The 15729-nt window shown below is 66.1% G+C and carries 13 protein-coding genes and 1 pseudogene; 8 read left to right on the top strand and 6 right to left on the bottom strand.

The features are described from left to right. The first annotated feature begins 43 nt into the window (after positions 1 to 43). From cysD to QH196_RS22085, 5 genes and pseudogenes are all read left to right on the top strand, one after another. Positions 44 to 970 (top strand): sulfate adenylyltransferase subunit CysD, encoded by a 927-nt coding sequence (cysD, locus tag QH196_RS22105; RefSeq protein WP_280417727.1) that lies wholly within the window; start codon positions 44 to 46, stop codon positions 968 to 970. Further along, the gene (cysC, locus tag QH196_RS22100; RefSeq protein ID WP_280417726.1) at positions 970 to 2823 is read left to right on the top strand and encodes an adenylyl-sulfate kinase; all 1854 of its coding nucleotides are present in this window, start codon (positions 970 to 972) and stop codon (positions 2821 to 2823) included. The genes cysD and cysC overlap by 1 nt, the downstream gene beginning before the upstream one ends. An 8-nt stretch (positions 2824 to 2831) precedes the next feature. Further along, positions 2832 to 3605, top strand: a pseudogene (locus tag QH196_RS22095) (3'(2'),5'-bisphosphate nucleotidase CysQ); the annotation flags it as partial. Between the two features lie 20 nt (positions 3606 to 3625). Then, positions 3626 to 4462, top strand: a complete 837-nt coding sequence (locus QH196_RS22090) for a mycofactocin-coupled SDR family oxidoreductase (protein ID WP_280417725.1) — start codon at positions 3626 to 3628, stop codon at positions 4460 to 4462. A gap of 477 nt (positions 4463 to 4939) precedes the next feature. Beyond that, complete coding sequence (locus tag QH196_RS22085) at positions 4940 to 6220, top strand: cytochrome P450 (RefSeq protein WP_280417724.1); 1281 nt, start codon at positions 4940 to 4942, stop codon at positions 6218 to 6220. 57 nt (positions 6221 to 6277) lie between these two features. Here QH196_RS22085 and QH196_RS22080 read toward each other — a convergent pair whose 3' ends face one another. Next, positions 6278 to 7474 carry a metallophosphoesterase gene (locus QH196_RS22080; RefSeq protein WP_280417723.1) on the bottom strand — a complete coding sequence of 399 codons (1197 nt, stop codon included), beginning with the start codon at positions 7472 to 7474 and terminating at the stop codon, positions 6278 to 6280. Positions 7475 to 7513: 39 nt separating this feature from the next. Then, the gene (locus tag QH196_RS22075) at positions 7514 to 7981 is read right to left on the bottom strand and encodes an NUDIX domain-containing protein (protein ID WP_280417722.1); all 468 of its coding nucleotides are present in this window, start codon (positions 7979 to 7981) and stop codon (positions 7514 to 7516) included. A gap of 875 nt (positions 7982 to 8856) precedes the next feature. On the opposite strand from QH196_RS22075, the gene QH196_RS22070 reads away from it, so the two are divergent. Further along, on the top strand, positions 8857 to 9675 hold the full coding sequence (locus tag QH196_RS22070; protein ID WP_280417721.1) for a hypothetical protein: 819 nt from the start codon (positions 8857 to 8859) through the stop codon (positions 9673 to 9675). Between the two features lie 220 nt (positions 9676 to 9895). Here QH196_RS22070 and QH196_RS22065 read toward each other — a convergent pair whose 3' ends face one another. Genes QH196_RS22065 through QH196_RS22050 form a run of 4 tightly spaced genes read right to left on the bottom strand, consistent with a single transcriptional unit; the run spans position 9896 to position 14044 of the window. Then, positions 9896 to 11173, bottom strand: coding sequence for an MFS transporter (locus QH196_RS22065; protein ID WP_280417720.1), 1278 nt, complete (start codon positions 11171 to 11173; stop codon positions 9896 to 9898). Beyond that, complete coding sequence (locus QH196_RS22060) at positions 11170 to 12180, bottom strand: ABC transporter substrate-binding protein (protein ID WP_280417719.1); 1011 nt, start codon at positions 12178 to 12180, stop codon at positions 11170 to 11172. Before QH196_RS22060 ends, QH196_RS22065 begins: the two co-directional genes overlap by 4 nt. Continuing rightward, the gene (locus QH196_RS22055; RefSeq protein ID WP_280417718.1) at positions 12177 to 12995 is read right to left on the bottom strand and encodes an ABC transporter ATP-binding protein; all 819 of its coding nucleotides are present in this window, start codon (positions 12993 to 12995) and stop codon (positions 12177 to 12179) included. The genes QH196_RS22060 and QH196_RS22055 overlap by 4 nt, the downstream gene beginning before the upstream one ends. After that, positions 12995 to 14044: a FecCD family ABC transporter permease gene (locus QH196_RS22050; RefSeq protein ID WP_280417759.1), complete on the bottom strand. Its 1050-nt coding sequence runs from the start codon at positions 14042 to 14044 to the stop codon at positions 12995 to 12997. Before QH196_RS22050 ends, QH196_RS22055 begins: the two co-directional genes overlap by 1 nt. A 514-nt stretch (positions 14045 to 14558) precedes the next feature. On the opposite strand from QH196_RS22050, the gene QH196_RS22045 reads away from it, so the two are divergent. Together QH196_RS22045 and QH196_RS22040 are read left to right on the top strand one after the other, a co-directional pair. Further along, positions 14559 to 14903 carry an RNHCP domain-containing protein gene (locus tag QH196_RS22045; protein WP_280417717.1) on the top strand — a complete coding sequence of 115 codons (345 nt, stop codon included), beginning with the start codon at positions 14559 to 14561 and terminating at the stop codon, positions 14901 to 14903. Positions 14904 to 14908: 5 nt separating this feature from the next. Next, positions 14909 to 15331: an RNHCP domain-containing protein gene (locus tag QH196_RS22040; protein WP_280417716.1), complete on the top strand. Its 423-nt coding sequence runs from the start codon at positions 14909 to 14911 to the stop codon at positions 15329 to 15331. Positions 15332 to 15729 lie beyond the last annotated feature (398 nt).

Here is a 15729-nt window from a genome sequence, read left to right as displayed (position 1 = left end):
ATTTCGACCACATCGGTCACATTTTCACCACAAGGAGTTCGGTATGGTTTCTGGACCGTCTGTGCCCACCTACGAATCGGCGCATCTAGCGGCGCTCGAGGCCGAGGCGGCGCATATCTTCCGTGAGGTGGCGGCGACATTCGAACGCCCCGTGCTGCTGTTCTCGGGCGGCAAGGACTCCGTGGTCATGCTGCACCTGGCGGCGCGAGCGTTTTGGCCTGCCCCGCTGCCTTTCCCGGTAATGCACGTCGATACCGGACACAATTTCGACGAAGTCATCCGGTTCCGCGACCGGATGGTGGCCGATCTCGGCTTGCGATTGGTAGTGGCCAGTGTGCAGGAGGAGATCGATGCCGGGCGTGCGATCGAGGAGACCGGCCCCCGAGCCAGTCGCAATCGACTCCAGACCGGCGCATTGCTGCGCGCTATTCAGCACCACGGTTTCGACGCCGCCTTCGGCGGAGCCCGCCGCGACGAGGAGAAGGCCAGGGCAAAGGAACGCATTTTCAGCTTCCGCGATGAATTCGGCCAGTGGGATCCGAAGAACCAGCGGCCGGAGGTGTGGAATCTGTACAACGGACGCCATCGCCGCGGTGAACACATCCGGGTATTCCCACTGTCGAACTGGACCGAGCTCGATATCTGGCAGTACATCGCCGAGCAGCGCATCGAGCTACCCGATATCTACTTCGCACACCGTCGACAAGTCGTACCCCGAGACGGCATGCTGCTGGCCCACACCAGGTTTCTCACACTCCTTCCCGGCGAAATGCCGTATGAGGAGTTGGTGCGCTTCCGCACAGTGGGCGATGCGACATGCACCGGTTGCGTCGAATCCGCCGCCGCCACCGTCGAGGAGGTCATCGCCGAAATAGCGGCCGCCCGCATCACCGAGCGCGGGGCCACTCGGGCCGACGACCGGATCTCCGATGTCGGCATGGAAGACCGTAAGAAGGAAGGCTATTTCTGATGTCCCAGCTACTCCGGATTGCCACCGCAGGCAGTGTCGACGACGGGAAATCGACGCTTATCGGCCGGTTGCTCTTCGACTCGAAGGCGGTATTCGAGGACCAGCTCGAAGCCGTCGAGCGGTCGAGTGCACGCCACGGTGACGAGCACGCCAATCTCGCGTTGCTGACCGATGGGCTGCGGGCAGAGCGTGAACAAGGGATCACCATCGACGTCGCCCATCGGTATTTCGCCACGCCGAGGCGGAAGTTCATCATTGCCGACACCCCCGGTCACGCCCAGTACACCCGGAATATGGTGACCGGATCGTCGACCGCGGATCTGGCGTTGATCCTGGTCGATGCCCGCAACGGACTCGTCGAGCAAACCCGCCGGCATGCGTTCATCGCCAGCTTGCTGGGCATCCCGCACCTGGTGGTCTGCGTCAACAAAATGGACTTGGTCGACTGGTCGAAACAGCGATTCGAGCAGGTACGGGACGACTTCCAGCAGTTCGCGGCCAAGCTCAATATCGCCGACCTGGCCTTCATCCCGGTATCCGCTCTGCTCGGCGACAACATCGTCGAACGCACGGCGAACATGGCGTGGTACGAAGGCACATCACTGCTGCACCATCTGGAACAGATCCACGTCGCCTCCGATCGCAACCTGATCGATGCGCGGCTACCGATCCAGTATGTGATCCGCCCACAGCGACAGACCGACGCCGAGCTGCACGACTTCCGCGGATACGCAGGCAATATCGCCAGCGGTGTGTTCAAGCCCGGCGACGACGTCGTTGTGCTGCCTTCCGGCTTCGTCTCGGCAATACGAGCGATCTGGGGTCCGGGCGGACAGCGACTCGACGAGGCCGTCGCGCCTGGTGCGGTCACCGTCGAGCTCGTCGACGATATCGATGTCAGCCGGGGAGACATGCTGTGCCGCCCCAACAATCGTCCCGATATGGGGCACGATGTGGACGCCATGGTCTGCTGGTTCACCGATCGCGATGTTCTCACCGAGGGCCGGCGCTACGTGCTCCGGCAGACAACCCGCGAATCGAAAGCAGTGGTCACTGCACTCGACTACCGCCTCGATGTCAACACGCTGCACCGCGACGATACGGCGACCTCGCTCGGGCTCAATGAAATCGGGCGCGTTCACTTGAGGGCTCAGCAACCACTGCTGTTCGATTCCTACCGGCGTAACCGAGCCACCGGCAGCTTCATCCTGGTCGACGAGGCGACCAACAGCACCGTCGCGGCCGGCATGATCACCGCGGCGACGCAGAAGAGCTCACATGTGGTGTGGCATTCGGCCGCCGTGCGCCGTGCGGACCGCGCCACCACGGGCCGGACCGTGTGGTTCACCGGACTGTCGGGTTCGGGCAAGTCGTCGGTGGCGGTCGAGCTCGAACGCAGGCTCGTGGCCTCGGGAACGCCCGCCTATCTGCTCGACGGCGACAACCTGCGGCACGGCCTCAACGCCGATCTGGGGTTCACGGCGGCGGACCGAGCCGAGAATGTCCGCCGCGTCGGCGAGATCGCGAAACTGATCGCCGATGCGGGGCTCGTCGCTGTTGTCTCGCTGATCAGCCCCGACCGGGCCGGGCGCGACCGCGTCCGCGAATTGCACGTCGAGGCAGGCTTGCCCTTCACCGAGGTATTCGTCGACACCCCGCTCGACATATGCGAGCAACGGGACCCGAAGAAGCTGTACGCGAAGGCGCGAGCCGGCGAGCTGGCCGAGTTCACCGGTATCGACGCGCCCTACGAGCCGCCGCCGCATCCCGACCTCGTGCTCCGCCCCTCCGATGGCAGCCCCGCCGCACAGGCGCAGGCCGTCCTCGACCACATCGCGGAGACCGACCGGTGAACCGGGCCCTGACCGACTCACAGCTGGCGGCCGAACTCGCCGGCGCCGCCGGAGATCTACTGTGCGAGCTGCGGGCCCGGCATACTCGGTCGGTCCCGCCCGGGGGTCTCGGCCGGCGCGGCGACGCGGAAGCCAACGACTACCTGCTACGACGATTACGTGCGGAGCGTCCCGGCGATGCCGTGCTGTCCGAGGAATCGGCCGACGACGCGGCGCGCCTGCACGCCGACCGGGTGTGGATCATCGACCCGCTGGACGGCACTCGGGAGTTCGGGCTGCCCGGCCGGACCGACTGGGCAGTGCACGTCGCGCTCTGGGAGGCACAGGGCAGTGGTCGGATCGCGGCGGCCGCCGTGGCGCAACCCGCGCTCGGCGTGGTCGACTCCGACACCGGGAGTCACCGTACGACGCACCGGACCGGCCGGCGTCTGCGAATTCTGGTCAGCGACTCCCGTCCGCCCACGTTCGCCGCCGAGCTGGCGCAAACCATGGAAGCCGACCTGGTGCCGATGGGCTCGGCCGGCGCAAAGGCGATGGCGGTGCTGCACGGGACCGCGGATGCGTACGTGCACGCGGGAGGTCAGTGGGAGTGGGATTCCGCCGCACCGGTGGGGGTTGCGCGCTCGGCCGGACTCCACGCATCGCGCATAGACGGGTCTCCACTCGTTTACAACTCACCGCATCCGTACCTGCCCGACCTGCTGATCTGCCGAGCCGAGCTTGCGGATCGCCTGCTCGAGGCGATCGCCGGCGCCGCAGCGCTCGTCCGGACAGCCGATACACCCGAGCCGAAGAGGTAACTATGAACGAGTTCACCGATCGGGTAGCACTCATCACCGGCGCCGCCCGGGGCCAGGGTCGCGCGCACGCCGTGGCATTCGCCCGCCGCGGCGCTGACCTGGTTCTCTGTGACCGCTGCACAGATTCCTCGGCAATCGCCTATCCACTCGCCACCGCGGCCGACCTCGAGGAGACCGCACGCATGGTCGAAGCCGCGGGACGCCGGTGCCTCGCGGTCCGCGTCGACACCGCTGATCGCTTGGGTATGGAGGCCCTCGCCACCCGCGCCGAGGAAAAATTCGGCCGGATCGATATCGTGGTGGCGAATGCCGGGGTCTCGGCCGCGGCGCCCATCCAGGATTGCCCGGACGCCCTGTGGGAGGAGGTGATCGCGTCGAATCTGACCGGCGTCTTCCACACCATTGCCGCAGTCGCGCCGGGCATGATCGCCAGGAATTACGGCCGCATCGTGACCGTCAGTTCCATGATGGGTCGCAGTTCCGCGCCCGGCCTGGCGGCCTACGCGGCATCGAAATGGGGCGTCATCGGTATGACGAAGAGCGCAGCCCTGGACCTCGCGTCCTACGACATCACGGTCAACGCAGTCGCGCCGGGAAACGTTTCGACACCGATGGTGCACAACGATGCCCTGTACTCGATGATGCGACCGGACCTGGACGCTCCCAGCCGGAGTGATGTCGAACCTGTCTTCGCATCACTGCACGCCCAGCGGGTGCCGTTCCTGGAGCCGGAGGAAGTCAGCGGCGCCATCCTGTTCTTCGCCAGTGCTGCGAACGCGCATATCACCGGCACAGTTCTGCCCATCGACGCGGGTGCCGCCGCGCGCGTTTCGGCCTGAGCACTGGCCGATATCCTGCTGGTTGCTGCCGCCGCGGAATCTCAGGACGTGCCGGGGCAGGTAGCGACTTCCCCGGCGCCGCGTGAATCATGCTGCTCGACGGGGTCCGCGGCCCAGATGACCTGGCCACCCCACCGCCTGTCATCACGCTGGGTACGGGACGTGCGTCATCGGGTTCACCGTGCCTGCGAGTTGCCACGGCCGGTTCGAGTGATTCGGGCCTCTGCTTCGAGGTTGAGGTCGGCGACGGCCCGAGGCTGGTCGAGCTGTGGACAGTGCCCGCAGGATAACCACCATGTTCGAATGCGGCCTTTCGTCGCAGAAACCGCAGTCAGCGTGTCACCGGCGCTTCGATCGTCAGAAATCGCCGATGCCGACCACGCACCGCCGGCCCGGGTTCGGTGTCCAGGTCGATTCCGTGCCCCCGGCGCACAGGAGTGCCACCATGGGGAGAGCACACTCGGTTCGGAGGCGGTCATGGCACTGACAGGCAGCGCGGCGTCCACGCGACCCCATCATGAGGTCGATATCTCCAGTTACGAATTCTGGGAAAAGGATTTCGACGGCCGGGAGGCGGCGTTCGCCCGGTTACGTGCGGCCGAGGGCCTTACCTGGCATGCGCCGCCGGATTCCCTGATCTTCGCCGATCCCGATCCCGGTTTCTGGGCTGTCACCCGGTACCGGGATGTCGTGCAGGTCAGCCGGAACCCGGAGATCTTCTCCTCGGAGGACGGCACGACCCTGGGGTATATGCCGCCCGATGTCGAATACAGCACCAAATTCTTCATCGCCCTGGACGCGCCCCGGCACACCCGTTACCGGAAATTGATCAGCTCGGCGTTCACTCCGCGCCAGATCCAGCGAGTGGAAGAGCAGGTCCGCGCCAATGCCACCCGGATCGTCGACGATTTCGTCGCCGATCTGCGGAACGGCGAAACCCTCGATTTCGTCGACGCGGTATCCCGGAAACTGCCCATGCAAACGATTTCGCAGATGATCGGCATCCCCGAGGCCGACCGCGAGGCGGTCGCGTTCGCCACCGAAGCCTTGTTCGGCACCACCGACCTCGAGTACACCAGCCTCGAGGAGCGCGCCGAGTTCTTCTACAAACAGATCGGCATCCTCCACTCCGCCGGCACCGACCTGGCCCGGCGGCGCCGTGCGGAACCGCACAACGACCTCATGACCGCGATGATCGCCGCCGAATTCGACGGGCATCGCCTCAGCAATGAGGATATCGGCGCGTTCATGGTGCTGATCTCCGCCGCCGGCAACGACACCACCAAACAGACCACGTCCCATGCCTTCAGAGCGCTCGTGCAGCATCCGAGCCAAATGGACTGGCTGCGCGAGGATCTCGACGGGCGGATGAACACTGCGATCGAGGAATTCATCCGCTGGGGCAGCGTCGTGGTGCACTTCGCCCGCCGGGCGACCCGCGACACCGAGATCGCCGGAACCCCGATCGCGGCAGGTGAGAAGGTCGTGATGTTCTACAGTTCCGCCAACCGCGACGAGTCGGCGTTCGACAACCCGCACGCGTTCGACGTCACCCGCGACCCGAACCACCACGCCGGCTTCGGTGGCGGCGGCCCCCACCACTGCCTCGGCGCCTGGCTTGCCCGCATGGAATTGAAGCATCTGTTCCGGGAGCTGATCACCAAGGTTCCGCCGGTCGAACTCGGTGAACCCGAATACGGGCACAGCGCACTGATCCACGGCATCAAACGCATGCCGGTTCGCCTGGCCACCCCCTGACCCGGGCAGCCACCTGCCCTTCCGGCCACCTTCGGCCCACTGCCGCAGATGGTGACGTCAAGCGGAATGAAGCGTTATCACCGTGATTTCACTGGGCGCGAAGATTCGGAAAGGAGGACCCCAGAAACCCGAGCCCCGGCTGGTGTACAGCTGTGTCCGTTCGCCGTGTCGGCTCAACCCGTGAACGGTGGGTTGATCTAGGCGGACCAGGTAGTTGAACGGCCAGATCTGCCCACCGTGCGTATGGCCGGCGATCTGGAGGTCCACACCGGCGGCCGCGGACTCGGAAACCTGCTTCGGTTGATGCGCGAGCATGAGCACCGGCAGCCCGGGATCGACTCCTACCAGAGCATCGTCGAAGTTCGCGCCGTGACCACTCAGTTTCGCCGACTTCGCAGTAGCGTCGTCGACACCTGCCAGGACGAGGCGGTCACCTCCGCGCTCGACGACAATATGCTCGTTGTGCAGAGTTTTCCAGCCGATCGACTCCATGTAGTCGAGCCAGCCCTGCGCCTCTCCGAGGTACTCGTGGTTGCCGGTGACATAGACCCGGGCGAGCCCGGCCTCCATGGTGGCGAGCGGGGCCGCCTGCCCACGCCGTAGCTCCACGGGGCCATCGGCGATATCACCGACATGGGCCACGATATCGGGACGTAGTTCGTTCACGGCCGCAGCAACACCGAGCGACCACTTCGTCCGGTTGATCGGACCGAAATGAGTATCGGTGACGGCGACGACCCGGGTGCCGTCCAGCCCCGGGCCGAGCCGCGGCAAGGTGACGTCCACATGCTTTACCCGAGGAATACGCATGGCCTCCCGATTGCCCCAGATCAGGAGACCTGCGGTGACGAGAACGACCGCGGTAGCCACCGACCGTGAGCGAACCGGGTCTTCCACACCCACGAAGGCGAGTACGAACCGCGCGATGGTGCCGATCACCGACCACGCGAAGAGCACCCACACGACCCCCAGGATGGAGTCACCGATCACGCCTGCCCAGTCGAGATGACGGCGGCCGTGGCTCAACACCAGCGTCACAGGTAGAACTACGAGAGTTATTGCGAAGGCCGCTGTTCCCAGTGCGACCACGGGTGCCGGCCACTGAGTCCCGGACATCACGAGCGTCCACCATGGGACAGCGAAGAGGACCAGCAGCACGGCGACGATCGTCGTAGTGACCGCAAGTGCCCGCGTGGGCCCGGATGAGGTACGCGAATCCGATCGGATCGCCGTATCCGGCGACGGAGTGCTCACCACCTCGATACTAATTCAGTTCCCGAGGGGGCTCCGATGTCAGCCAAGTCGCTCGGCAAGCCGGGACAGCAAGGGCCGCTGGCCGGTGGTCAGCTTGTCGTGCGCGGTGGCCAGATCGAACCATTCGACCCGATCCACCTCGGGGAAAGCGCGGTACTCGCCCGACCGCGGCGGCCATTCCATCTCGAATGTCCCAGGCACCACCCGACCCGGATCGAGCTCGCCTTCGACCGCCCACACCGTGACCTGCTTCTCACTCCGCCCGCTGCCGTACCGCACCTCACCCAATGCAATCCACTCCCCGTCGGGTACCGGCATACCCAACTCCTCGTCGAATTCGCGGCCCGCGGCGGCACGAGCCTCCTCGGACGCCGGCTCGTACTCCCCTTTGGGGATCGACCATGCCCCCGAATCCTTACGCGCCCACAGCGGCCCGCCCATATGCCCCAGCAGCACTTGCACCTCCGGCTCACGACGAAACAGCAGAACTCCAGCGCTGTACTTCATGGCATGCAGTTTGCCCGAATGCCTCCCGGCAATCCGGACCGTCCGGAATGAGGCGAGTACCTGGTCTTCCAGGGGTCCGAACCCCCGCACCGGCAAACGCTCAACGAGTACCTCCTGCTACATCTGGTTGGCCACCCGGAAATCCAGGTCAGCAGCAACCGGCCCGCGCAACGCCGAAATTGTCATACGTTGCCCCGCACGGCCGGTCGAGCGTCCGCCCCCCGCACATGCGGGGACGGTCGGCCTGTCAAGGTAGGGCTCAGGGAGTTTTATCGGTTGCCCTCAGGAGATCCTTGACATTCGTCGGGTTCGGCGCCGGTGCCGGTGTCGTGGAATCGGGAGGTCGGCTCGGCGCCCTTTCGAGGGCGAACGATGCCGAAAGTCAGTCGGCCTGGCCGCAGCCGTGGACCTGGAACGACACTGCGGGCCTGCTGGCGGCACTGCAACCTCGGGCAGGCTGGACCGGGCGCCGGGTGGCGGAACTGGTGGGCCGGGTCCGTTCCCGGATGTCGGACGAGTTGTACGCACGATCTTGCGGTCGCGAACCGGTCCCGGGGCGCACCGGAGACACAGCGCCCAGAGGCACCCGCGCCACCGGCTCCAGTCCATCCCCGCTCCGCGTCGAGAAAAGCGCAATTCTGTTCGGCGCGTGGCCTTTTCGCTGCGCAGCCATAGCAGTTTGATCTATCGTTGAAGGTAACGGGTTGTCAGTTGGGGCGTAAAGGGGACAAGAATGACCACTCTCAATGACCTGTTTCTCGATGCGATCGGAGATGCCCGCCATATGCGGGCTCGGGAGTCCCGCGGTGTTAAACGGGCCGGTAGATGAATCCGGGGCTTGGCAGTATCGGAAGGGTAGCGCGGGGATGACGACGATGGATGAGCGTGCGGACCGACGTGGGAGTCTGTGGACTGGCGAGGACTACCAGGAGTTCTTCGCCGCGCTGGCGACCACGGCCACTGATCAGGAGATCGCTACCCGGCTCGGCCGAACGCTGGGTGCAGTGCGGGCGCGCGCACGGTTCGTGCTGCTGGACAGATATACCACTGCTGTCGCGATGCACAAACTGCGGGAGATGGTCACCGACCCTGCCTTCGACGGCGAGACCCTGGCCCGTGCAGCACATACCGCCAAGGGTTATCCGTTTTGGGATCGGGCCACCGACGAGCAGTTGATCATGGCTTGGGCACATTCTCCACGTATGAGCATGGCCGCACTGGTCGAGCGGTTCGGGGTGTCCGAACAGGATATCGCCCGCCGCTGTATCAGCCTGGGACTGACTTCCTCCACGGCCGAGGTCGCCGACCATCTAGGTGCCGAGCCGGGCAAAACTCTCGACACCTGGGCGCGCATAGCCCGTGACAGCGCCGGCATTGCGGTCGGCGTGCTGGCTGTGACATCGAGCAACGGCACAGTGCTGCACCTTTCGCTACATCCGGATATCGAAGCCGCGGCACAGGCCTGCGCCGAGATCGACGAGCACACGCTCCCCGGCACGCCGGCGACGTGGACGCTCGCAACTCGCATCGTCGGTGAGGGATCGCTCAGAGAGACCGCCTCCGGTGTATGGATCGATCGTGATCGGCTGAGATCGGTCCGGGAAGCCGAGCACCAACAGTTGACCAGTCCCCAGCCGGCCGATCATCGGCAGCCCTGGTGGCGACTGTTCCGGCGCCGGCCGGACGTGCGGTAGGGCTTACTACAGCGGGGCCCGGCGCTGGAGCCCGGTGGTGGCGCCTCTTGGCCTCCCGTGTGATCGGACACCTCGGCTGGTGGCGGCCGGACCGGCCACGGTGTCGCGTCTCCCGGCGATGAACCGGCCGCCGCGTCGAACCGCCGCGGGCAGGCTGTTGCCCACGCACCCGGTCGCTACGACAGCCGACCGCGGGTGAACGCGCACCCCTGCGCTATCGTCACTCGCACCGCATCACGGTTCTTGTCGTCGCGCGGACGAGGGTCAACGCGAGAACAGTCGGTACGCTCAATGCCAGGGCGAGACCGGTATGTCCCCCGGCCGCGAGCCCGAGACCGCCGAGCACCGATCCCGCGAACACTCCCAGGCTCATACCTGCCGCGTTCAGGCTGAACGCGGTCGCGGACAGGTCGCCGCTGCGGCGGGCGATCGACGTGGTCACCTGTGCCGCCACCACAGCATGACCGAACCCCATCAGGGCGGTCGCGGCAAGCGCGGGCAGCAGCGCGGTGGTGTGGAAAACTCCGAGTACCGCGAGCAGCGCGCCGAGCAGGCCGGCCGTGAGAACCAGGGCGGGGTGGCGTCCGATCACCGAATCGGGATCGCGTACCCAGCGGCCGGTCAGATAGTTTCCGAGGAAGAACGCGGCGCCGCTCAGGGTCCACACCAGGGTGAACGCTGAGGCGGTGAGCTCGAATCGGTCACTGTAGAACACCGCGAGGAACGCCAGATATCCCATGAACGAGGTGGTGCGTAATCCGGCGATGGTGATGAGCGCGAGCAGGTCCGGCTGGGCCCGCAGGGCGCGGAACGACGCGAGGTATCCGAGCGAAACCGCCGGCGCCGGCCGAGCGGTTCCGCGCGCCCGGGTGCGCAGGAATCCCACCGCGACCAGCACACTCACCGCCGCGGTGATCAACAGCGCTCCCTGCCAGCCACGCCATGACCCCATTGCGCCGATGACCGGCCCGGCGCAGACCGCAGCCAGCGACTGGACCGCGGTAACCATGGTCGCCGCCCGGCCGATGTTCCCGGGACCGGAGAACCGTGCAGTCGCCAGCGTCAGTAGGGCCGGTGTGAGTAGGGCGGTCGCGATGCCGATGCCCAGACAGAAGACGGTGAGCGCGGCGAAGGTGCCGGTAGTGGCCAGGACGCTCGCCGCGGCGAGCAGGATCAGTGCGACGACGGCGACGTACTGCTTCGACCATCGAGCCAGCAACGGCGCCACCGCGACTCCCGCAACCAGCGCGGCCAGCCCACCCAGCCCGCGGAGGAACCCGATCCCCGACTCGGGCGCCCGGGCGGCGGCCGCGATCGGTACCAGGAACGTGGAATAGATCGTGAACGGGAACAGACCGATGATCGCAGCTGCCAGCACAAGCCACAGCGCGCCCACCATCCGGGTATCGGATATCGGGTTCTCGCCGGGCTTCTCCGGTTCGGGCGCCGGCGACGGTCCTGCCGCTGCGGCGGCGGTGTCCACGGGATCGTCGATCATCCGGCCGCCACATGATCGCGCAGATATGCGGCAAATTTTTCCAGCCCGTCGATATTGCGCGGGCTGGAGATGGCTTCGTTGTAATCGAGGACGAAGAACTTGTCACCGACCACCGCCGGAAGCGATGCCGTGGCCGGATTGTTCTTCAAGAAATCGATCTTCTCCTGCGCCGGAGCGTCCTGGTATTCCAGAATGATGATCACCTCCGGTGCCGATTCCACCACTGCTTCCCAGCTCACCTCGGTCCAGCGGGCATCGATATCACCGAAAACGTTCTCCCCGCCCGCGAACTCGATGATATCGGTCGGGGGCACCTGCCCCGCGGCGGTGAACGGTTTATCGGTGCCGGAATCGTAGAGGAATACCTCGACCGGCTTCCCGGCCGGAGCCTGCTGCTGCACCCGGGTGACGCGGTCGCGGTAATCGGCGATCAGGTCCGCCGCGCGATCTTCGACACCGAAGATCTGTCCCAGCCGCTCGAGGTCGGTATAGAGGCCTTCGAAGGGCGTGTGCCGTTCGGGGAAACCCGGATAGTTGAAGCAGGATTCGGCGTGCATGAAGCTCTGGATACCCAGGGTGTCGAGGATTTCGGGGGTGATACCGCGCGAGTCGGAGAATCCCGAGTTCCACCCGGCGACAACGAAGTCGGCTTTCGCATCGACCACGAGTTCCCGGTTGAGCAGATCGTCGCTCAGGAATTCGACCTTCTCGTAGTCGGCCGCCCAGGGCGATTCACGCACCGGCGGATTCGCCGGCGGCAGCACATAGCCGTGCACATGGTCGGCCAGTCCGAGCGAGAACATCTTGTCGGCGCTGCCCCCTTCGTAGACCACCGCGCGTTGCGGCACGGTGTATTCCACTGCCTCGCCGCAACGCTGCACCGTCGTGCGACGCCCGGCGTCACCGGCGCCCTCGACCTGCGCGCCGCACGCCGCCAGCAGGAATGCACCGGTGATCAGCAGAATCGCACCTCTGTACCGGGGCAAGCCGGTCTTGTTCGCCTTCATCGTGTCGGCTCTTTCGTGTTCGTATCCGTCGTGGCTACGGGCTCGTGTGTGCCCGGGACTGTGTAGAGGATCTGCGGTGCGCCGGTCAGCGGATGCGCGACCACCGCGATATCGACACCGAACACCTCGGCGATCCGCTCGGCGGTCAGCACCTCCGGTGGCGGCCCCACTGCCACCAGCCGGCCACCGGCCAGTACCCCTATCCGGTCACAGGCCGCGGCGGCGAGATTCAGATCGTGGAGTACCACCAGTACCGTCGGCGCCGCGGTCCGCAGCAGTCCGAGCAATTCGATCTGATGCCTCAGGTCCAGATGATTCGTCGGTTCGTCCAGGATGAGGATCCGGGGCTGCTGCACCAGCGCCCGCGCGACGAGCACGCGTTGCCGTTCACCACCCGAGAGGCCGAGTATGCCGCGGTGCGCGAGATGCGCAATATCCATCTGCGCCATCGCCGCGCGGCACAGTCCGTGTTCGGCCGCGGTGAGCGGCTGGTTGCCGTATTTGAACGGCGCCCGGCCCAGCGCGACGACCTCGGCGACGGTGAAATCGAACTCGGTGCCGCTTTCCTGGGTCAGAGCGGCGACCCGCTGCGCGGACTCGCGTCGCGACAGGGCCGCGAGATCCTGCGCACCGATGCGAATGGTGCCCCCACTGGGCGCGAGCGCGCGGTAGAGGCAACGCAATATCGTAGATTTCCCGGACCCGTTGGGCCCGACGAGACCGACGACTTCGCCCGGCGCGGCCTCGAGGTCCACACCCTCGACGATCTCGCGGCCGTCGATCGTCACCGCGAGATCGGCAATCCGCACCTGCATTACGCGCCTCCGAAAACGTAACCTCTGCGGCGCATCAGGACGATGAACACCGGGACCCCGATCAGTGCGGTCAAGACGCCGATCGGGAGTTCGCGCGGAGCGGCCACGGTCCGCGCCAGCAGGTCCACCCACACCGTGAGGATCGCCCCGGCGAACGGCGCGATCAGCAGCAACCGCGCGTGCCCGGCACCGGAGAGCATCCGGGTGATATGCGGAACGATCAGGCCGACGAAGCCGATGGTGCCGCTCACCGCCACCATTGCCCCGGTCATCACCGCGGTCGTGGCGAACAGGGCTCGGCGTGCCGCCGCCGCATCCACCCCGAGGCTCGCGGCGGTCTCGTCGCCGAGCGACATGATATCCAGTACGCGGCTGTACCGGAACAACAGTGCGCCGCCCACCAAGGAGACCATTGCCACCACCGGCAGCGAACCCCAGGTCGCGGCACCGAACGAGCCCATCGTCCAGAACAACACGGTGCTCGTCGCCTCGGTGCCGGGTACGAAGTAGATCAGCACGCTCATCACGGCCTGGAATCCGAACGCCAATGCCACCCCGGTCAGCACCAGCCGCAGCGGCGTCACCCCCAGGCGGCGGTAGGCCACGGCATACACCAGCGCCGTCGCACCGAGAGCGCCGAGGAAGGCGCCGGCCGAGACGGCGTAGATTCCGAGGCCGGCCAACGCCCCGGACAGCGACACCGCCACCGCACCCACGGAGGCGCCGGAGGAGACGCCAAGAATGTACGGGTCCGCCAGTGAGTTGCGGACCAGCGCCTGGATCACCGCACCGGCGACGCTCAACCCGGCGCCGACGACCGCGGCGAGCAGCACGCGCGGCGTACGGATCTGCCAGACGATCTGATACCGGGTTGCCTGGTCGGCGGCCACAGTCCCGTTGGTCACCGAGGCCCACAGGAAGCGGGCCGTCTCGGCCGGGTGGATCGACGCGGACCCGAGCCCGATCGCCACCAGTATCGACACCGCCAGCACAACCGCGAGCAGCACGACGAGCGCCGCGGTCCCGGTCCGGGCCTGCCACCGTCGCAGACGTTTCGGAACGGCTACTTCTCCGCTCCGGGGAGCCACCGCAGGATTCGCCGCCAACGCACACACTTCCACTCAGTTATCTGTACTGATAATCATTACCATTTGTGTGGAGGGGTGGCAACCAGTTCCTGGCGACTCGAATGTCTATCGCGCAAGCAGCTCCGGTGGGTACTCAGGGACCTGCCGGGGCACCGGATGCAACCGCCCCTGGCGGCTGCCGAGTGGAGTTCAGCCGAGCGGTTCCGGACGACTGCGGGTAATTCGATTGCACGCGATCTGCCGCACTGCCTATGGTGGCGCGGATCCGGCCGCGTGCCGGCAATTCCGACCTCGAAGGTGGTGGATCATGTCAAGTGTCCCCCGGACGGCCGCCGAGCTTCCTCGCGATCCCGCGAACCGCTCGGATCGGTGATCCGTATCAGACATCGGGTTCCCTGTCCGGTGTGAGTCTTCCGCGGGGTCGATCCGGCTCGGCACTTCTGCCGCCCTATCGATCTCACAGAGGAGAACTCCCGTGTCCCACAGTGGCACGCCGATTTCACAACTATCCACCTTCACCTGTATCCGGTGCGGACTCGTGGTGTCGGCCGCCGCACCGGGTGCCGTACGTCGTTCGCACTGTCCCAACTGCCTCGCCGGCACACACGGACCGTGCGGTACACGAACACATCCGATCGCGGTGGCCGTATTACGGGACGGAGAATGGGTACTGATCCAGCGGTGCACCGGTTGCGGTCGCCTGCAAGCAGCCTCGATCGCCGAGGACGACAACCAACTGCTGCTGGTCCGCATCGCGGTGAAACCGTTGGCGCAACCACCTTTCCCGTTCGAACATCTCGCTCAACTCCATACGAGGTGATCGTGATGTCGCGCAGGAATACCGGCCGCGGGCGACCGCAGCGCCCCAAACCGGTGCACCGGGACGGCCCGGCGCGGCGCGGGACGTCGTTCCGGTGTCTCGGTTGCGGTGTGGATGTCTCGATGCAGGCACCAGGTACGGCGCACCGCAATCATTGCCCGATATGCCTGTGCAGCAGGCACGTCGATCGCAGGATTCCGGGCGACCGCGCGGCCGGCTGCGGAGGCCGCATGGATGCCATCTCGATCACGGTGCGCGGCTCCGGCGAGTGGGTGATCATCCACCGATGCGCTGTGTGTGGCGTTATGGGTGCCAACCGATCGGCGGGCGACGACAACCCGCTCGCCCTGGTCCGCATCGCGGTGCGTCCCATCTCGTACCTCGATCGAGTACGCCAGGGCGTCGTTCGAAGTCTCGCGGCGAGCTGAGGTGAACGGAGACCTCCACGGGCGGGATGGGGAGCCACCTCATTCCGCCCACGGAGGTCTCTCACGCGCCGCGCCCGGTCGAGCATCCGGCCCTCGCCGAGCGGCAGGCCGCGAACAGAGGGCACCGTACATCAGAGTCGATGTAGTTCCAGAGTGCCAGATCCGTAGCACGCCAGTGATGGAGAGGAACGAAACGCGGCTGGGGCCCGCTTTTCGAGGTCGAGGCTCCCGAGTTGACGCCGGCTTGTTCGAATGCTTTAGAGGACGTCTTACGTGGGTGTAATTCGTTGTGCGGCATGATGTGACCCGTGGTCGACAGGCTTGCTCAACGGCTGGTCCCGGATGCGTTGTGGGACATCGTGAAACCGCTGCTCCCCGAGTTCACGCCGAGACCTCAG

The organism is Nocardia carnea (assembly GCF_029868325.1).
Classification (GTDB): Bacteria; Actinomycetota; Actinomycetes; order Mycobacteriales; family Mycobacteriaceae; genus Nocardia; species Nocardia carnea_C.
The sequence above is the reverse complement of the archived record's forward strand: the minus strand, read 5'-3'. Positions and strand labels throughout refer to the sequence as shown.